This is a genomic window from Sphingobacterium bovisgrunnientis, from assembly GCF_009829085.1.
Taxonomy (GTDB): Bacteria; Bacteroidota; Bacteroidia; order Sphingobacteriales; family Sphingobacteriaceae; genus Sphingobacterium; species Sphingobacterium bovisgrunnientis.
This window is the reverse complement of sequence record NZ_WUQY01000048.1, coordinates 1-20,655: the sequence shown is the minus strand read 5'-3', so window position 1 is coordinate 20,655 and position 20,655 is coordinate 1. Positions and strand designations below refer to the sequence as shown.

Genomic DNA, 20,655 nt, shown 5'->3' with positions numbered 1-20,655 from the left:
TTGTTCAATAGGTGAAGCATCTCCTGATACTATTCGTGAGTATATTCTCAATCAGGGCTAGTCGCTTACATCCCACATGCTAAAGACCTGTGGGTTTTACGCTCCGTTTTATAAAAGCATAAAAACAAAACAGCTCATTTACTGAGCTATTTTGCAAATTATTAACACTAAACTACACTAATTTATAAAGGGAATTTTGGAAAATTATAACTAATTTATGTAGTAAATCTTAGGCATATCTAGGAAGCGGAGTTACCTGCATCTTTCTTTTAAAGAATACTTTTTTGTTTTTATCCTCCATTAGAAAGCCGGAAATAACAATTTGACAATTTTCAATTTCCTGTGGATTTAATTTTCCACTTTTTCTTACTTCCATTGAAAGTAATACTCCATCTTGAGGAATAGGTAATTTCGTAGAAATATTTCTGTAATGCCTCAAACGGACTTTGGAATTTTTTATTTTAACATCATTAATATACAAAGCTCTGAAATTTTCATTAACACTTTTAATATGGAATAGCAACAAGTGTTTAGATGCTTTGGAGGTGCTACTTTCTTGGAAATCAAAAGAAAGAGAAAGATTTACATTATCATCAAATACTCTTTTCTTTAAGTAATCTAAATAATAAAATACGGCGAAAATCAAAATGATTGCGCCGATTAAAATTAAGTATATGATCATTTGGTTTGGTATTTATATTTCAAATATACAATTTTTTATTGCATATCAATATAACTCTCATAAATATTACTGTAAATTTAAAAAAAATCAATAACAATCCCATTATTCTATAATCTTATTAAAAGAACAACTAAAACAATAGCGATTTATTATTTTATACGCCGTGCAAAAACAATCTACTCAAAAATTTAACTTGAATATAATAGATGTCATAAATTACAATTAATAAAACACAATATGACATTGAACCAATTACAATAAGAGATATCAAAATATACACGAGTATGTTTTCAATAAAATTATTTATGCTATATTAATTATAAGGATCATGGACAATTAAAAATACCTTAAGTCTTTCTATAGTAAAATCCTTACTACCAAACAGGTGAATTCAATTGAAGACAATATAAGCATGTAATAAACATATTATCAATGGATATTATTTGCACCTACAAAACGGTTGTTCCCCAATTTTAGAACACTTCAATTTGTATAACCAGAGGTTTCTTGTTTTGTGAAGTTGAGATAGGCCTTCCTGCAATTAAAAAAATCCATTACCTGTAGATATCGGATAAGTTGCATTCCAATAAGAAAGGCCAGAGCGCAGAAAAAAATATGTGGAGAAATTTTATTTTTTTGTCAAAAAAAATAAAATTAGTGTCAATAAATACTTTTAACAGAATTTTAGTACAATTACACATTAATTCAGCGACTATGAATACAGTTTTTCTGAAAACACGATGAAGTGTAAATGAGGTTGAAAGTCTTACTAATGAATAAAAACAACCTATGAATATAGAGGTTTTAAAAACTGGATCATAAATTAAACAATAAGTGTTACCTAAATAAAATACACACAACAATCAACATAAAGCGGCGTAAAATTTAATCGATTAAAGTAAGATAATATAAGGCAAAAAAATGAGATACACATTATATAGAGAACAGCAATTAAATTGTGATATTGATACAGCTTGGCAATTTTTCTCTTCCCCTATGAACCTATCGAAGATTACCCCAAAAGAAATGGGATTTACAATAGTGTCAAATTTTGAAAATGAAGAAATTCATGAAAATATGATGATTGATTACATTGTTACTCCAATTCTAAATATTCCTTTGAAATGGAGAACGATAATTACTACCGTAGAAAAAAATAAAAACTTTACGGACTTTCAATCATCCGGTCCATATAAATATTGGAACCATAGGCATGATTTTATAGAAAATGACAAGGGAGTATTAATGAAAGACACTGTTATTTATGAATTGCCTTTAGGTATTTTAGGAATTTTGGCACACAAACTTTTTGTCAAAAACAAACTAATTGAAATCTTCGACTTTCGCTTCCAAATTTTAGAGAAACTATTCAACGAGAGCCCTAAAGAATAAAATACTATGTCATACAAGAACCTTATTTTAAAGTGTGATTTCTATGTACATGACAAAAATTGTAATAAATTGATGTTTAACTTGTTGAATCCTGACAATAAACATTCTGTGATATAATCAAGGCCGTATTTGATTATTGACACGGCCTTTCTTTGATGTTTCTTAATTTTAATGGGTCGAATCTGGGTATGAATATTATCACCAACTTTGTAGCACCACAGGCATGCTATCATCGTAAGCATGAACAATTTTTCAAGGCGGTCCAAGTCAGTGACATGGGTATCTTCTATATTGAACCCGCTAGATTTCATAAATTTGAATAGTGTCTCGATATTCCAGCGCCGCCTAGAATATTCCAGTGCCTGCTGTGGTTTATTGAATGATACCAGTATTAAAAATTCAACTTTTCCATCGATCACAGTTTTTGTAGCTGATAGGTAACATAATTGACCCTGCATTTCTACAATATGCTGGTAATGTCTGAATTCCCTGATATTAAGGTTGTTAAACAAGTGCCATACCGTTATTTCTTTTTGTTTCCTGGGCAAGAACACCTTAAAGTTATTCCGGATCCTGATATGATACCGGATGCTATGTTCATTTAAGAATCCTAACCATTTCTCTCCGATAAATTCACTATCAGCTAATATACAGTCAATGGAATCCAGTCCAAACCAATCGATGAAATTCTGGACCAATGTAATTCGTTCCTGTGAATTAGAGTTCCCTCGCTTGTCCAGCATCGTAAACATGATTGGAATGGCAACAGACTTATAACTGATACCCAACATGAGTATATTGATGTTTTGCTGTCCAAATTTCCAGTTTGTCCTATCCATGACTAGAATAACGGGGCTGCTGTTTTGTAAAAGATTGAATATAAGTGTACTGATAAGGCGCATTGGCAGATCCACTTGCGCCATGAAGCGCTGGATTCTCCTAAAACAACTGCTGGCTGCGGATGGAGAATCAAATCCTGCAGACAATTTGGAATAGTTTACTGACTTAACTTTGCATAGAGCAGTGATAAAAAGACAAATGAGGCGGATCCTGGAAAGATTGAGATCCTTGCTTAGATGGGCTGTAAATACGGTTAATAAATCCGTATATTTATCGCACTGACTGGTATTCGTGTTAAGAGCATTACGTTGGAAATAATACCTTAATATACTGAATGTCAGTCTTTTAAACAAATTTATTTTGAAATAATTGCCTAATAGTTAGGTGGTTATATTTTTTTCATGTACTAAAATGTGATTTATAATAATCGACTAAATTCATAATAAAGTCGTTTTCGAAACACAAGTAATATTAAATGGAATTAGCAAGTTTCCCATATATTATTATTTCGCAAAACTATAAGCATATGGACTGACAGCGACTTTTGACTAATAAAAGATTATTGAAAAGTTTAATCACCCTGTAAAGCATTTTGGCGACAAGCAAGCTCGATGGTAAGTTAGAGATTGAAAGATCTACCATAGGTGTTGCGGACTCGCAATCGTGCGAAAGAAGATAATTTCTTAACCCCAGGCCAACCGAAAGAACCTTAAGTATATTTACTAACCAGAAAATCCATAGAAAAATTTTTCTTAATCGAAAGCACACCCTTTAGGTGATAATTGAAAATTTTTATGATATTTGATTTAAGTAATTGGCTATGGATTTATTGAAATACAATCAAGCAAAACAAACTTGGCAAGAAATTGCAAAATATGCACCCGAAGCTAATTTACCTTATACATTTCAGCTCGAAATTTATGAGAAGCTTTTAGATAGACTTCACCCCGAGTCATATTATTATTATATCTTTAATGTTGGCAATATAGAAATAGAATTTGTGAGTGAGAGCTTAAAGAATGTATTAGGATGGTCTTTAAGCAACTTTAATCCTGAAAACATTATGAATAACATACATCCCGATGATAAATCCCGTTTTGTAATGTATGAGCAAGAAGTAACAAATTTTTTTTCGAAACTCAAGCCTGATAAGGTATTGAAATACAAGGTGAATTACGATTATCGCTTACGCTGTGCAGATGGCTCATACAAATGGATATTGCAACAAGTAAGCACCATTCAAACCAATGAGGATGGAGCTGTGGTAAGAGTACTAGGGGTTCACACCGATATTACTCAACTTAAAACAGAAGAAAAGGCAATCAACCTTTCTTTCTTAGGATTAGATGGCGAACCTTCATACTATAATGTATTAACTCCTTATGGCCAACAAAAAACACCTGAAGCTTCTTTATTTACCAGAAGAGAAAAAGAAATAATCCAATTGGTTCTGTTAGGCAGAACCACACTCGAAATCGCTTCAGCACTATACATATCCCCATATACAGTGAGTGTTCATCGTAAAAATATCCTCCGAAAATCAAACTGTAAATCCTTTGTCGAATTAGGCTCGAAAGCCTTACGCGAAGGATGGATATAATGCATCTACCACAAAATTGGAAAATCATTGAATTACATACATCATAGAAAAATCAACTTAAATTTAAAGCGCATTTAGTCTAAGAGAGAAATTGACTTAGTTAACAACTTCCGCTGTAATATTTCTACAGCTCTTGATTAAATCAATCATTCATCCCCGCTAAGGCCAATATTAGCCTGAAGAACCTTTAACATATCCTTTGATGTAAATGGTTTGGACAAAAAATCGTTCATTCCCGCCCTAACGCATCGTTCCATTTCGCCAGAGATATTTCCTGCACTTACCGCTATAATTGGTATATTTTGATATCCTGGCAATAAACGGATATGCCTCGTAGCATCATAGCCATCCATAAGAGGCATTTGTACGTCCATTAAAATGAGTTGGAATATCTCCTTCTCACATGCTTCAACAGCTTGTTTTCCATCACTCACTTGCAGAAGTCTCGCACCAGGAACTAACATCTCTAGCATCTTGTGATTCAAAGCCCTATTAACCGGATTATCATCAGCCAATAAGACATTTATAGGTTGTTCAAAAATTGACAGACCCCTGTTTATCGAAAAATCTTCTTCTCTTTTAGTTTTAACGCTCTGATAGGTTTTAGCAAGTATTCTATATAATTCATCAGATTTAATTGGCTTGAGTAAACAATGCGAATTTTCATTCTTTCTGAATGCTGATATAACATCATGTTCTTCCGAGGAAGTATGTAATACCACAAGAGGCACAGTTCTATTATTATGTTTAAAAATTTCTTTTATCTTATCTATAGTTTCAAGCCCTGAAAGTATTGGCATATGGTAATCCATTAAGATAGTATCGAAAAACTCTCCATTAATTAGAAGCTGAATAGCTTCTATACCATTATCTGCCGTAACACAAGTGATATTTTTATACTCTAACATATGTTTAAGAATGGTCCTATTGCTCTGGTTGTCATCAACAATTAAAACCCGACCAACATTCAGTTCTTCTTCTACTTCTATCGAATTTTGATCATATCGTACTTCAATATCAAAATAAAAAATATACCCTTTATCTAATTCACTCTTAAGCTTTAGATTACTACCCATATATTTTAATAGATTATTAGATATGGTTAGACCTAATCCTGTTCCTCCGTATTTTTTGCTTACCGAACTATCTTCTTGAGTAAAAGCATCAAAGATTCGTTGCTGCTTTTCCAAAGGAATACCAATTCCCGTATCGCGAACAGAAAAACGCAAAATAATGCTTTCTTCATTCATTTGGATTTTCTTTACAGAAAGCTCAACCTCACCCTCTGGAGTGAACTTAACAGCATTTCCAAGCATATTTACTAACACTTGCTTTAAACGCGCCTCATCAATCCAGATATCCTGAGGCAAACCTTGTTCTACGTTTAATAACAACTCTAAATTTTTATGTTGCGCTTGATAAAGAATAATATTTACAATCTGGTTAATAAATTCATAAACGTTATAACGATCGATAAAAAGTTCCAATTTTCCTGATTCTATTTTAGAAAAATCAAGAATATCGTTTATCACACTAAGAAGTATATTTCCAGAATCTCTAATATAGTTTAGGTATTGATATTGTGTGTCATTTAATTCTGTTTTAAGCAACAGATCTGCAAACCCAATCACACCGTTAAGTGGAGTACGGATTTCATGACTCATGTTAGCTAAAAATTCTGATTTTGCTTTGTTTTGTAGATCGGAAATTTTTCTTTTTTGTTCTAATTCTTCAGATAGCGCTTGTAATTGGATTTGCGCCAAATACTGAAATGTGAAGTCTGTGAACACCCACATACGTCCTTTTACGTTTTGAGAAACGGCAGGAACACAAGTGACATTAAGCACTAAACTTACTGGATCACCAAAAATCCACTTCCAATCGTCAATTTTTTGACCAGAGGAACTAAATAATCGCAACCCACCCTGATTAATTTCTTCTTTGTTTACAGCAGTACTTTTTAGTTTTTGCATTGCTTGAGCAATAGCAATAGGACTGTTTTTTCCTTTTGGGATTTCTAAAATTTCAGAAGCCTTTCTATTCACCCACCCATTCTTACCACCATCATCAACAAAAACAATTCCTTGAGGAATAGTTTCAAGAATAGTATTGAAACGCGTGCTGAACTCTTCAATTACTAAATATTTCTGAATAGTGAAACACGTATCTTTAAGCCCTTGGTGCAAAGAAATTAAAAAACTCTTATACGATATGTCTAAAGAAAGAGACTGCTCCACCGTTAGCAGAAATCCCCCTCTAAGCCCATTTTCCTGTAAAGGTAAAAAAACAACTACTTCTGATTGTTCCTTTTGATTCAAAAAATCAACATTCAAGACAATATCCTCTTGCTCAAGAAAGTCAAGAATTAGCTGAACATCAAACAAATTGTTTAGAAGTTCTTTTGAGGTACTATATTCTATACGTGCAGTTATATTGTCTTCAATTCTTACAAATGAAACTATCCTAGCCTGGGAATGCATTTTAAGCAGATTCGTAGATTCACATAAAACATCTTTATAATCTGTTTTCTTCTTAATTGGGTACAAACCAGTTAAAAAACTAACCGCTTCATAATTCCAATCTATATCGCTCAGCTTATTCAAAATATTAAATAAATAGTTTAATCTCCTTAATGATTTCTTCTGGAGCACTCATATGTGGAAAATGTCCAAAAGCATTTACGACTTTCAATTTGCTATTTGGAATATTATCGTTCATATATTCTGCAACACGCAAAGGCACAGCAATGTCTTCTTGTGCCTGTATAATTAATGTAGGCTTATCCAATTTTGGTAATTCTCTACGGTAATTCGACTGAAATATAACCCGCGCTACAGATTGTGCAATATCAGGTCTAATCGCTTTAAGTGTTGATGCGAAATTTTCTGCCAATTCAGGATTTTGTGGGTTTGCCATTGCAGCTACAGAAAAACCACTTACCCAAGCGAAATAATTATTTGACATAGTCTCAAATATTAGATTCAACTCCTCCTGATCAAATCCATTCAAATACGGCCTTGACTATATTGCAGAGTGTTTATTATCCGGATTCAACAAGTTAAACATCAATTTATTACAATTTTTGTCATGCACATAGACTCCGACTAAACACTGTCTGACGACACCTGACAACCCTAATATATTGCAATTCAGCAAAAATTTAATTATTTTTTAAAAAAATAAAAAATAATTTAAAAATATCATTTTTAAACAAAAAAAACTATATTTGTATACCATCGGGTCCTGCCTTGCAAAACCTAAGAAAGATACTTCACTTATCGATATTAGTCTTCGCTTTCCAGCTCTAATGTTATCATTTATTTGATGAGTTAATATTTGAATTTAATCTTCTCTAAGAGAATTTAATTCCTATTCACTTGATTTTTACAAATGATTATTTAAGACCTTATGGTCTAAAAGAAGGCAATATTGCCTTAATTTTTTTTAAAAGCACAAAAAAAATGTAACAAGGAACAGTAAAATCCTTTCACAAAACAAAAGGCTTTGGATTTATAACACCTAATGACGGTGGTCAGGTTTTATTCGTACATATGTCAGGATTAAAATTAAAAGATAGTATACATCAAAATGATCAGGGGACATATAACATCGAGCAAGGCCGCTCGGGCCTTAATGCTACAAACATACGAATAGCATAACGATACGTTATTATGTATTATTAATTAGGTTAGAGCAAATAATTTTTAACCTTTTTAAAACACATCACTCATAAACATAAAACCACGCCTTAATTTAAGACTAAAAATCATTTAATGGAAAAAACATTCAACATAGAAGAAGCACTTAATTATTGCGAGGATAAAAATGTAAATATGCTTTTTACTGAAACAAATTATTTAGAGGAAAATGCAGTCTTTAAGTTATATAAAGTAAAAGAAGAGCTCCTAATAGGTATTATGATAAACAGTCATAATGAAGAGATACGAAAAACAATTATACCATCTGAATTATCAAAACGAGCCTACGATTTGGTCATACTAGATACAAGTTCAATAATTATCCTATAGCTTTTATTTGAACTCTCCAAATTTTATTAAATGATTAAAATTACCCACGAACTTATTAATTAAATCTTGGTTAGCGCAATCTATAGAAAATAGCATTTAGAATGTTTAAGGAAGGAAACATATTTTATCTATTCATTTTTGACACTAATTACCTCACAAATAAGACCCACATGGATTCATGACCGTATCGAAGCATTCCCAATAATGAAGTTTTCTTGGAGTTTTTCAAGCTCTACCAAAACTCATTAACTTACGCAAAAATATCTGTAACATAATAGTATGTAATCATCCCTTGATGCAAAAATTATTCATATGCCCCCAGCCATTTTTTGATATAATTCACAACAAGAAATATTACATCAAACAAATTAACAAAGGCCTAACAAATAGTTAGACCCTTGTATTTTTTTATAATTAGACAATAAACATTATTTTTTGTCTAAATCATTTAACCAATTCGTAACCTCTTCACGAGTCTTACCAGTTTTTTCTTGTAACCTTCCGTAAAGTTCGTCTTCTTTTCCCTCTACATATAAAAGATCATCATCTGTCAAGTCTGCATACTGCTGCTTTACTTTACCTTTTAAAATATTCCATTTGCCTTTCAAATCTAATGAATCCATAGTATTAAAGTTTTGTTTCATTAGTAGAACATATAAAAGAATATATAGTTTACAATCAAATGTTACAAAATGTTAAATAATAATTTCTGCAACATCCTTTATGAGGCAAAAACGGCGGTGGATTTTCAAAATATAAAGATTTAATAATCTTGAAAACAGTTTAATACCACTACTATTAATCAATCAACTTTTCATAATAAATATTAGAAATAATACTCATTACTTTCCATTTGGGCATTGCGTATGAAGATTTACTTTTACCTGAAACCTTTTTGCAAAACTGCCAAAAGAATGATTGAAGATGTAAATCATTTTTCAAGCTGTCCAGTGATTCCCATATTTTTAAAACATCTCTGGGTCAAATGCATTCAAAAACGGCTTGTTACAAATAAAAAACAACAGTATAATATATATACATAATTCTCTATATTTATAAAATTTAATTCGTTTCCAGAAACTCTATCTGCCCTATGAAGCCTTATATAATTTCGCTTTTATTGAGCCTACTTACGACTATAACAATCTATGGTCAAGATGTAAATTTATCTTCCGATGAACTATTTTCCCGAGCTCGAAATGTAGCATTTGAATTAAAAGATTATCCACAAGCAATCAGATTAATTAAATCCGCACTGGATAAATCCCCAGAATATACTGATTTACACATTTTCTTAGGAAGGCTTTATACATGGAGTGATAAAATTGATTCAGCCGCAAGAGTCTTTGAAAATCTACATGCAAAAAAAATCAGAGATGAAGATTTCTATCTAGCTTACGGCTACCTACTTTATTGGAACAACCAAAACGAAAAAGCGAAAATAATTATTGATGAAGGGCTATCCCAGCATCCTCAATCCGAAGACATACTCTTGTTGCATGCGAAATTTAATTATGGCATAAAAGCCTATCAGCACGCAGAATCATCCGTCAATACTCTACTGAATATTAACCCTAAAAATACAGAAGCCAACTCACTGGCTCAAAATTTGAAATCTTATACCGCAAAAAATGCAATTAGTATAAATTATGATTTCACTCATTTTGATAAACAGTTTGATGATAATTGGCATATTTTGGGAGTAAGCTACAGAAGAGCAACATCATTGGGTTCGGTGATATTTAAAACAAATTACGCTAATAAGTTCGCTGATAATGGCTTACAGTTTGAACTAGAAGCTTATCCAAGAATCAATAAAATTTTTTATTTATACCTAGGGGCAGGGTACTCAGATAATGTGGGTATTTTTCCACGCTATAGAACTGGAGTTTCTCTTTATGCTAATTTACCCAAAAGCTTTGAAGGTGAAATTGGATATAGGCAATTGAATTTTTCAAACAACATATGGCTCTATACCGCATCCATAGGTAAATATTATCAAAATTTATGGTTCAACTTAAGAACCTATCTTTCTCCTGATAAAACGAATATATCTCATTCCTATACTGGAACTGTACGATATTATTTGAAAGGAGCAGACGATTACTTTGGACTTCAAGTAGGTACAGGTATAAGTCCCGAAGAAAATCGAAACAACCTACTTGTCGAGGATTCTTTTAAGTTAAAAACTTATAAAGTTGGCGCCAACTACAACTTTTCCATTAAAAAGAGAAATTTAGTAAGTATTGCTGCCACTTATTTCAATCAGGAGTTTCAGGTTAGCCAAAAAGGTAATCAATATGATTTAAGTATTGGCTATAGTAGAGTCTTTTAATCAAGATCGTCTCCAGATTTTTACCATTTATCCGTTTTATAGTAGTAATGTTTCTGTCATGAGATTATTTCCAAAACCTAAAAATGAGCTTAAAAGAATTAAACAGCTGCATAATTATGGGTTAATTGGTATGGGTAAAGATCATGAATTTGATATATTCGCGCAATCTGCAACCGCATTAACCGGTTGTGCAGCCTCCCTTATTGCATTAATGGAAGAGGATATACAAAGGATTCAAAGCTGCATAGGGTTAGATATAAACAACGTAGAAAGAAAAGATACAATTTGTCAGTATACTATTAACGGGCAGCACGCTCTAGTTATACCAGACACTTCATTAGATTACAGAACGGTCGAGAATCCTTTAATAAAAGAAACAGGAATTAGATTTTATGCAGGTGTCCCTATAGTAGATCAAGAGGGTATAGCTTTAGGAACTATATGTGTTATGGACTATAAGCCTAAGGTTCTTGAAGAAAATCAAATCAAATCTCTAGAAGATCTTGCGTATGCATTGAGTCAAATATATACAAGAAAAAAAAAGGAATTAGAATCGGGGTATTACAAAAGTATCTATGAACAAACGCAGAATATGATTTGCGTTTTGGATAAAAATTTAAATATTAAACAGGCCAATCAGGTATTTGATAAATTATTTTTACAATCACAAAAAAAGTCTAATGAATTCAATTTCATTAAGCTTGTTGATTCCCAAAGTGAGGAACTCGAATTAGCCATAAATAAGAGTGAACTAAACGGAAAAAGCAACATTAAAAGCCAGAGTATAATAGCAAAAAAGAAATTGTTAATTGATTGGACATTTAAATATAATCATACCGTCAACGAAATATTTGTCTTCGGCAGAGATATAACAAAGGAAATACAAGAAAGAAAAAAATTAGAATCGTCAGAACGTAAATTCAGAAATTTTTTTGAGAATAGCATAGGACTCACATGCCTGCATGATTTAAATGGAAAAATTCTTAAAATCAATGAAAAAGGCAGTCAAATGCTGGGTTATAAATCGATTGAAGTTGAAGGTAAAAATATAGTTGATTTTATACCAGAGGAACGTAAAAAGCACATAGAGGAATATTTAAATAAAATTAAAGAACAGAAGGAAACTTCCGGGGTTATTACTCTAGTCGCAAAAAATGGTAACCTACTTTATTTTTTGTATCATGATATACTTGAATGCGATACCGAGGATTTCCCTTATGTAGCGAGCACCTCATTAAATATCACTGACCATAGGAAGGTTGAATTAGATTTAAGAAGAACTAAAGAGTTATTAGAACAAACTAATACTGTAGCTCAAGTTAGCGGATGGGAAATCGATATTGATAAAGAAAAAATAAAATTCTCCGATACGGCAAAGACTTTTTTTAACCTTAAAAAAGACTGTATATCTACCCTAAAAGAATTTGAAAATCTTTTTGATAACGAGTTTAAACGCACTTTGCGTAAAACTTTAATTAAAGCTAAACAAGACATACAAGGCTTTGATATTCAGCTAAAAATTAAGCAAGATGAAGCTGAATCGGTATGGGTTAGACTTAAAGGAGTACCCGAATGCACCCAAGGTAAATGCTCGCGCATATTTGGGATAATTCAAAATATTGATAAAAGTAAAAGGCTATACCTGGAATTAGAAAGGAAAGAAGCAATGCTCCGCGCATTTATAGAATTCGTACCTGCCTCGGTTGCCATGTTTAATAACAATTTTGATTTTTTACACTATAGTAACCAGTGGTATGAAGAATTCGGAATAAATTTAAAAAAAATTAAGAACAAAAATCTTTTTTCACTTTTCCCAGATGTTCCTCAAGAACGGAGACAAATATATTATAATGCATTAAAAGGCATAACCTATAAAAATACTAACGAAAAAATACAATTAAACGAAGGAGAAGCCCCTAAATATTTGAATTGGGAAGTAAGACCTTGGTATATTTCCAAAAATAAAATTGGCGGAATTATAGTCTTTGCCCAAAACATAACCTCTTACATCAAAATTAACAAAGAGTTGATTGCAGCAAAAAAAATAGCTGAATTAGCAAATAGCGCCAAATCAGAATTCTTAGCAAATATGAGTCATGAAATTCGAACTCCCCTTAATGGAATTATTGGATTTTCTGAATTATTGATGCACAGGGTAATTAATACTAATCAGCTTCAGTATCTAAAGTATATTCACGAGTCTGGAAGCAGTTTATTGCATATAATAAATGATATACTTGATTTTTCTAAAATCGAAGCTGGAAAATGGGAATTATTTATAGAAGAGGCTAATATTTATGAATTAACGAGCCAAGTAGTAGGAGCAGTAGTATTACAAGCGCAAAAGAAAAATATTGAGCTCATTTTAGATGTTGATCCAGCATTACCAATATATATGTATTATGATCACGATAGATTAAAACAAATTTTAATCAATTTGGTCGGGAACGCAGTGAAATTTACCAAAAATGGTGAAGTATTAATTAAAGTATCGGTTTTAAAAAAGTTAAAAAATAAAATTCATTTACGGTTCTTCATAAAAGATACAGGCATTGGTATTGCGCCGCATCGTCAAGCAGGTGTTTTCAATGCTTTTGCGCAAGAAGATAGCTCCATTAGCAAAATTTATGGAGGAACTGGTTTAGGATTAACTATTTCTAACAATATACTTAAGTATATGAATAGTAAACTAATGCTAGAAAGCAAAGTAGGAGAAGGAAGTGTTTTTTATTTTGACATGGAATTAGACTATAATTCAAACAATCAAAATACAGAGATTGAAACCAATATACAGAAAGTTTTATTAATTGAGCAAAACGAAACCTTAAAAGAGGTAATAGCAAAGCTACTTGCATATAGAAATATTAATACCATAGTTTGCAGTGATTTTACTTCGGTTTGCATAACTCTAGAAAAAGAAATTAATTATGATGTTATATTAATAAACTACAATCAACTTAGCAGTGAGCAGAAGCAGCAATTAAATAAGCTAAAATATAAGATTTCGATAATAATAATAATGCACGCTGTTTCTATTGATGAAGATGAATTTAGTGAGTTAGATAATTTTGAATATATTCATCGATTAATAAAGCCTTTTACACCACAGGCTCTATATCAAGCTTTAAACGAATTAAAAAGGAGCCAACAAAACAAATATATAACCCCATTGAGCAAAGAAGGTAATCAAATAAATTCCTTACAAAATTTAACGTCTGTAATTCTTGTTGCCGATGATAATGAGATTAACATGGAACTCAATGTAAAATTCATTAATGAACTGGTTCCAAATTCAAAAATTTTAAAAGCATATGATGGTAGGCAGGCTATTGATGCCTGTAAAAATTATGACGTTGATTTAGTATTTATGGATTTCCAAATGCCCATAATAGATGGTTTGCAAGCGGCAGAAATAATACGTCAACTTACAAAATATAAGACAAAGCCAATCATTGGAATTACAGCTGGAATAATATCTGGTCTGGAAAAACGCTCAGATCTAAACAATTTCACTAAAATAATTCAAAAACCTATTAAACTAAAAAATATCGAAAATATATTAATAAATTACTTAGATGCTGTTGATAAAGATCAAACGGCATTGGAAACATCGGATATAGGTTTTGATATAGATACTTTAAATCAAAATTTTAATGGTGATGATGATTTCAAATCTTTTTTCATGGATCTTGCAATTAAGGAGCTTAACAACACTATATCTATTTTAAAAAGTGCAAAAGAGAAAGTAAACACCGAGGAACTCAAAAAAAATCTTCATAAGCTCAAAGGCACTGCTTCGACTATAGGAATGACAACATTGGTTTCAAAGATCAAAAAGCATGAAAATATACTTTTTAATAATAATTTTGATGAAAATGTTTATGAAGAAATTATTACAGAGATAAACAAGAGCTTAGCAATACTTAAAGACATTTAAAATATTAAGATATGAAAATATTATTAGCAGAAGACGATGAACTAATTTTAAAAACTATTGAACATAAACTTAAGAATGAAGGATATGATATCATTCTATGTAGAAATGGCAAAGAAGCTATAGACCATATTGTCAGTGATCCACCTGACTTAGTGGTAACAGACATTATGATGCCATTTGCATCAGGTATTGAAATACTATCTGCTATACAGCAGCATAATTTATCCATAAATGTGATCGTCTTATCCAGCTTGGGTCAAGAGGATGTCGTAGAAGATGCTTTTATACTAGGCGCATCAGATTTTATGGTCAAGCCTTTTAATCCCAATGAATTAGTCTTAAGAATTAAAAGACTATTACGTTTTAAGTAAAATGATAATTCTAAAAATCCAACTTTATAATCTGACTCTGGCATTAGTGGTACTCCTACTATTGGTTATATTACTTATAATAGGAGTTATCATTTATGGGTACCGAAATTATCAATTTATAAATAATGCACAGCTGTGGAAAAAGAGAATAGAAGAAAAAATTAGCTACTCCATATTTAATGGGACATATAACCTATTAAATGACACAGAATTTTTATCGCTATTAGAAAACAAAAATTTTAAGAAAATTTTCATATCAGTTTTGATTGAATCGGATCAAAGGTTTGTAGGTGATGCGCACAAAACATTAAAAGAAATTTTTCATGGCCTTAAACTAGATGATTTAGCTTGGGAGAAACTAAAGAGCAGCAATAGTTATCAAAATGTACGTGGAATTCAAGTAATGACTGCAATGAATAATCGTGATGCCATTGGTACAATTACGAACCTTTTGGATCATTATAATCCTTACGTATATTCAGAAGCACAGTATAGCATAGTACGCTTTAACGGATTTCAAGGTCTCTCATTTTTGCAATCTTTGGAAAAGCCATTATCAGAATGGCAACAAATGCGATTATTACAAGCGCTACATAATGTAGCAGAATCTGATTTTCATGTTGTATCAAAATGGTTAATCAGCACCAACTTATCGGTCATTGATTTCGCCTTAGCTTTTATACGAAAGTTTAGAATTCATACCGCCCATGATAGTATTGTCGGCTTGCTGAATCACAACTCAACGGATATTAGAATTAGTGCAATTAAAACGCTCCAAACTATTGAAAATCAAGAAACATTAAGCATACTTATAAACAGCTACCCTCTTCAGAACGAAAAAGTGAAAGTTCAAATTATAAAGTTTATAGATCGCTCAGGGAATAATACGCAAATTTCATTTCTTCATTCAGTATTAGAAAATGAAAGTGATATCCATATCTACATAAATACTGTCAAATTATTGAAAAAATTGAATGAACAGGAGTATCTTACGAAGAAAATAACAGACGTCAATCTTGCGCCCGAATATAGACAGGTGTTGCAAAATGCTTTATCAAAATAATTATGATAGATTATTCACATTTTATATATGAAATCGTAGTATGGCTATTTCTATTATATTCAATCGTCATATTCTTAATATATTCTTGGGTAGGAATTTATGCTTTTGGGGCACTAAAAAAATATACAGACCTTAATCAATATACCGACTTTAAATTAATAGCAAGTAATCCTAACGCACCAGCTTTTAGTATAATAGCACCCGCATATAATGAAGGCCTAACAATTGTTGATAATGTAAGATCACTGCTTTCATTATACTATAGTAATTTGGAAATAATTATAGTAAACGATGGCAGTAAAGATGATTCAATTGATAAATTAGTTAAATCTTACAACTTAGAGCTAATTCCCTTTGACGTAGTTCAAGTAGTACCTACAAAAGAAATAAAAGGGATTTATAAAAGTAAAAATCCCGCATTTAAAAAACTCATAGTTGTAGATAAATACAACGGAGGTAAAGCGGATGCTTTAAATGTTGGTATAAATGTATCCAGTGGAAATTATATTGTTTGTATTGATGTGGATTGCATTTTAGAGCAAGATGCACTACTAAAATTAGCTAAGCCATTCATGGATCAAACCGATGAGCGTGTTATAGCTTGTGGTGGAGTTATCCGTCTAGCAAACAACTGTAAAATTGTAGACGGAAAAGTTGTAGAAGTTAATCTACCTAAAAAATGGCTAGGAAGATTCCAAGCCTTAGAATATATACGTGCTTTCGTGCTGGGGAGAATGGCTTGGTCAAGAGCATCTGGTCTTATTTTAATTTCTGGTGCTTTTGGTGCTTTTGATAAAGAATTAGTATTGAAATGTGGTGGATATGATCCCAAGACAGTTGGTGAGGATATGGAACTTGTAGTTAGAATGAGACGCTATATGGAAGAGCAAAAGCAAAAGTACAAAGTTCTTAACATATCGGACCCACTATGCTGGACGGAAGTACCAGAATCAACTGATATTTTAAAAAAGCAGCGAAATCGATGGATGAGGGGGACTATAGAAACCCTATGGAAACATCGCAAACTTATGTTTAACCCCTCATATGGTCGCTTAGGTATGATAAGTATGCCATATTGGTTCTTTTTTGAATTTTTAGGTCCTTTAGTTGAATTTCTAGGTTATTGTATTTTTATTTTATTCTTAGTATTTGGAATTATAAATTGGCCCTTCTTTTTCACACTATTCATATTAGTTATAGCCTCGGGAATACTATATTCAATTTATGCTATATTACTGGATCTGATGTCTCACCAAGTTTATACAAAGAGAAAAGACTTATTGACATTAATTGGCACTGCAATACTTGAACCATTCTTTTTTCATGGAAGAGTTGTCATGGCTGGCGTATCGGGATTAAGAGACTATTTTCGAAAACAGCACAGCTGGGGTGAGATGACTAGACAGGGATTTCAACAGTCTAATGAAAATGAAAGTATATGGATTCAAATTAAAATAACAGCTATATGGGCATTAAGAAATTATGCGCCTATTGCATTCGTTTTTTTAATTCTCTATATGGCCAACGTGGGGCTTGAGGCTTACTGGTATAACACCAAATTTGATAATCAAATTTATTCAGCAATATACTTTAATCTTTTCATTGATAACCTGGTTTTTGTAATACAATTAGTTGCTGCTTTTAGTATTTTGTATTTATTATTGTTATATCTAGGTTTTAGGTATATAAACACTTTGATAATAGCGATATTTTCCATTTTCATTGTAATACAAGTAATACTTTTCCTTTATTTTTCAGAATCACAAAACTTACTGGGAGCTGACATTTTTTTTTATAGTTATGACGAATTGAAACAGATTCTTAAAAGTAGTGGAATGTTAAATCTAAAAAACATTGCCCTGCTTTTACTAGTTATACTATTTGCGGTAATCCCATTATTTTTTGTAAGCCGCTATAAATTCAATACACCTTATGCTGGAGCTATTCTTACAGTGACGGGCTTAATATTAGTTTTCTTACCTTTTAAATTCACCAAAAATATTGAAAATAGAAATGAATTTTACGCACATGCAGCAGTAAGCAAATGGAAATACTTTTTGGAGACTAATTTTTTCAATTACGTGGAAGAAAATTTCCCTTGGGCTAATAAAATGAATGTAGTAGGTAAACAAAATATTAATAATTTGGAACCATATCCATTTTTAAGGAAAGAAGATACTAAAGACTTTTTAGGAAATTATTTAGCAGCCTCGGAATCAACGCCAAATTTAGTAATTCTTATAGTGGAGGGGTTGGGGCACGCCTATAGTTCATCAAATGGATATATAGGGAATTTTACCCCTTTTTTAAATTCGTTGAAAGAAAAATCTCTTTACTGGGAGAATTGCTTAAGCTCTTCGGGAAGAACTTTCGCAGTACTTCCAAGTATTCTCGGTTCACTTCCCTTTGCAAAAAATGGATTTTTAGAATTAGACACATATCCTGTTCACTTCAATCTACAAAATATTTTTAAATATAATGGATTTCAAACCAGTTTTTATTATGGTGGAAATGCTTCGTTTGATAACATGAGTAAGTACATGCAAAACAACAACATAGACAACTTAATGGATATACAAACTTTTAAGGAGCCCTATAAAAAACTTCCTTCACTAAATGGAGAAAGTTGGGGGTATGAAGACCAAGCTGTTCTAAATAAAATGCTAGTTTCTACTCCACAGAGTTCATCTTACTTTAATCTGTTGCTTACGCTATCCACACACAGCCCGTTTTTGATTAATAATCAAGAGTATTTTGAAAAACTAGTAGAAAATCAGATCAAAATACTAGACTTAAAACCAGACAATATTAAGCTGGCTAAATCTTATAAAAAGCAACTCGCATCAGTAATGAATGTGGATGAAGCTTTAAAAAGCTTTTTTGAAGAATATAAAAAACGGTTAGATTTTGCAAATACCATCTTCGTTATTACAGGAGACCATAGTATGCCGGAGATTAATCTGCAAGACAAAATAGATAGGTATCATGTCCCATTAATTATTTATTCTCCTTTGCTAAAATCTTCCGGAACATTCAATCAAATTGTGAGTCATTTTGATATTGCGCCAACGTTACTTGCATTTTATCGGAATAATTATGATTTCAAAACGCCAGATCAAGTCACCTGGATTGGGAAAGGTCTAGAAATTGGAGCATCACCAAATAGTAACGGTATTCCAATAATGCAAAGTAAAACACAGCAGCAAGATTTTGTATATGCTAATTACCACATCGTGGAAGGAAACGTATTTAATTTGAACACGAATTTAACTGAAGAAAAAAATGAAACTAAGTCAGTAGGAAAACTCTTATCAAATAAATTTGATGAGTACAAGGCTAAAAATGAAAAGTTGATTTCAACGAACATTCTCATATCAGATTCCCTTTATAATAATTTTTTTAATACTACCAAGGATATAAATTAGTCAATTTGTAGTATCAGCTGATAAAACAACTCTAATGAATAATATAATAAGAGCGTTTGTAAAAATTTTTATAGCTGGTTTAATTTTATCCACTTTCATTCAATGTGCAGTGAGAAAAATAAATATTAACACCCCAAAAGAACGTCAAATCAATTTTTCTGGACATAAGTGGTTAGTACGTAATACCGGGGCCAATATAGTTGGGCCCGGACCAAATTTATTTAGCAACTCCGAAGATAATGTTTGGGTAGATAAAACAGGTAAACTACACCTACGCATAATAAATAGAAAAGGTCTTTGGTATTGTTCAGAGGTTACATTGGATGAGAAGGTAGGACATGGGAAGTACATTTTTTACATTAGTTCCTCTTTATCATCTTTAGATGAGAATGCCGTAGCGGGACTATTTACCTATTTAAATGACAATCAAGAAATTGATATTGAATTTTCGAAATGGTCAGATGTTACTAACCAGAATACTCAATTTGTGGTGCAACCCCACGATAATCCTGAAAATATTTTCCGATTTAATATAGATGATTATCCAGAACGCACCGTGCATAGCTTCGAATGGAAAGAAGAAAGCATTTCTTTTGAAAGTATTCGGGAAACTCATCCACAAGGTCAAACAATAGCTAAATGGACGTATAAAGGGAAAAATATTCCCAAACAAAGTGAAGAAAGGTTGAAAATAAACTTGTGGCTCTTTCAAGGTAAAAGCCCCATTTCTAATAATATTAATGAGCTTATAATAGACAGCGTCAAATATATTCCCTTTAATGAAATTTCGTACAGATGATCCTCTGCAATCATACCCGAGCTAACTAAAGTAGACAGGTGACTAGTGAACTACCCATTTGCTAAAGACAAATGGGCTTCGGGCTTCACAGACTTGTGCTTTGCCACCAAAGTCTTATTTGAGTCTCCGCCCGTGTAATCGCCAGTTCCTGACGATATTATTTTTAATCCTTCTTTCAGAATG

At 31.9% G+C, this 20,655-nt stretch carries 14 protein-coding genes and 1 pseudogene; 10 read left to right on the top strand and 5 right to left on the bottom strand.

What is annotated here, in order from left to right; genetic code table 11:
• Positions 1 to 229: 229 nt before the first annotated feature.
• Complete coding sequence (locus GOQ16_RS16175; RefSeq protein WP_160070243.1) at positions 230 to 682, bottom strand: hypothetical protein; 453 nt, start codon at positions 680 to 682, stop codon at positions 230 to 232.
• 921 nt (positions 683 to 1,603) lie between these two features.
• On the opposite strand from GOQ16_RS16175, the gene GOQ16_RS16170 reads away from it, so the two are divergent.
• Positions 1,604 to 2,074 (top strand): SRPBCC family protein, encoded by a 471-nt coding sequence (locus GOQ16_RS16170; protein ID WP_160070242.1) that lies wholly within the window; start codon positions 1,604 to 1,606, stop codon positions 2,072 to 2,074.
• Positions 2,075 to 2,115: 41 nt separating this feature from the next.
• Here GOQ16_RS16170 and GOQ16_RS16165 read toward each other — a convergent pair whose 3' ends face one another.
• Positions 2,116 to 3,060, bottom strand: coding sequence for an IS4 family transposase (locus tag GOQ16_RS16165; RefSeq protein ID WP_204987504.1), 945 nt, complete (start codon positions 3,058 to 3,060; stop codon positions 2,116 to 2,118).
• A gap of 674 nt (positions 3,061 to 3,734) precedes the next feature.
• On the opposite strand from GOQ16_RS16165, the gene GOQ16_RS16160 reads away from it, so the two are divergent.
• Entirely contained in the window at positions 3,735 to 4,514 is a 780-nt protein-coding gene (locus tag GOQ16_RS16160; RefSeq protein WP_160070241.1) for a LuxR C-terminal-related transcriptional regulator, read from the top strand.
• A 146-nt stretch (positions 4,515 to 4,660) separates the two neighbouring features.
• On the opposite strand, the gene GOQ16_RS16155 is transcribed toward GOQ16_RS16160, so the two are convergent.
• Complete coding sequence (locus GOQ16_RS16155) at positions 4,661 to 7,117, bottom strand: response regulator (RefSeq protein ID WP_240141070.1); 2,457 nt, start codon at positions 7,115 to 7,117, stop codon at positions 4,661 to 4,663.
• A gap of 4 nt (positions 7,118 to 7,121) precedes the next feature.
• Positions 7,122 to 7,478, bottom strand: coding sequence for an alpha/beta fold hydrolase (locus tag GOQ16_RS16150; protein ID WP_160070240.1), 357 nt, complete (start codon positions 7,476 to 7,478; stop codon positions 7,122 to 7,124).
• A 515-nt stretch (positions 7,479 to 7,993) separates the two neighbouring features.
• Between GOQ16_RS16150 and GOQ16_RS16145 the strand changes: the two are divergent.
• Together GOQ16_RS16145 and GOQ16_RS16140 are read left to right on the top strand one after the other, a co-directional pair.
• Positions 7,994 to 8,173, top strand: a pseudogene (locus GOQ16_RS16145) (cold-shock protein); the annotation flags it as partial.
• A 114-nt stretch (positions 8,174 to 8,287) separates the two neighbouring features.
• Positions 8,288 to 8,542: a hypothetical protein gene (locus GOQ16_RS16140; RefSeq protein WP_160070239.1), complete on the top strand. Its 255-nt coding sequence runs from the start codon at positions 8,288 to 8,290 to the stop codon at positions 8,540 to 8,542.
• A 428-nt stretch (positions 8,543 to 8,970) separates the two neighbouring features.
• On the opposite strand, the gene GOQ16_RS16135 is transcribed toward GOQ16_RS16140, so the two are convergent.
• Positions 8,971 to 9,165, bottom strand: a complete 195-nt coding sequence (locus GOQ16_RS16135; RefSeq protein ID WP_149914557.1) for a CsbD family protein — start codon at positions 9,163 to 9,165, stop codon at positions 8,971 to 8,973.
• A gap of 470 nt (positions 9,166 to 9,635) precedes the next feature.
• Here GOQ16_RS16135 and GOQ16_RS16130 point away from each other — a divergent pair, with 470 nt between their 5' ends.
• The 6 genes from GOQ16_RS16130 to GOQ16_RS16105 are packed head-to-tail and all read left to right on the top strand — an operon-like array spanning position 9,636 to position 20,472.
• Positions 9,636 to 10,877 (top strand): YaiO family outer membrane beta-barrel protein, encoded by a 1,242-nt coding sequence (locus GOQ16_RS16130; protein WP_160070238.1) that lies wholly within the window; start codon positions 9,636 to 9,638, stop codon positions 10,875 to 10,877.
• Positions 10,878 to 10,935: 58 nt separating this feature from the next.
• Positions 10,936 to 14,814: a PAS domain S-box protein gene (locus tag GOQ16_RS16125; RefSeq protein ID WP_160070237.1), complete on the top strand. Its 3,879-nt coding sequence runs from the start codon at positions 10,936 to 10,938 to the stop codon at positions 14,812 to 14,814.
• A gap of 11 nt (positions 14,815 to 14,825) precedes the next feature.
• Entirely contained in the window at positions 14,826 to 15,185 is a 360-nt protein-coding gene (locus tag GOQ16_RS16120; RefSeq protein ID WP_149914554.1) for a response regulator transcription factor, read from the top strand.
• A gap of 1 nt (position 15,186) precedes the next feature.
• Complete coding sequence (locus GOQ16_RS16115; protein WP_160070236.1) at positions 15,187 to 16,248, top strand: HEAT repeat domain-containing protein; 1,062 nt, start codon at positions 15,187 to 15,189, stop codon at positions 16,246 to 16,248.
• A gap of 2 nt (positions 16,249 to 16,250) precedes the next feature.
• Positions 16,251 to 19,673 (top strand): sulfatase-like hydrolase/transferase, encoded by a 3,423-nt coding sequence (locus tag GOQ16_RS16110; protein ID WP_160070235.1) that lies wholly within the window; start codon positions 16,251 to 16,253, stop codon positions 19,671 to 19,673.
• A gap of 34 nt (positions 19,674 to 19,707) precedes the next feature.
• A complete protein-coding gene (locus GOQ16_RS16105; protein WP_160070234.1) occupies positions 19,708 to 20,472 on the top strand; it encodes a glycoside hydrolase family 16 protein in 765 nt (254 codons plus the stop codon).
• The last annotated feature ends 183 nt before the right edge of the window (positions 20,473 to 20,655 follow it).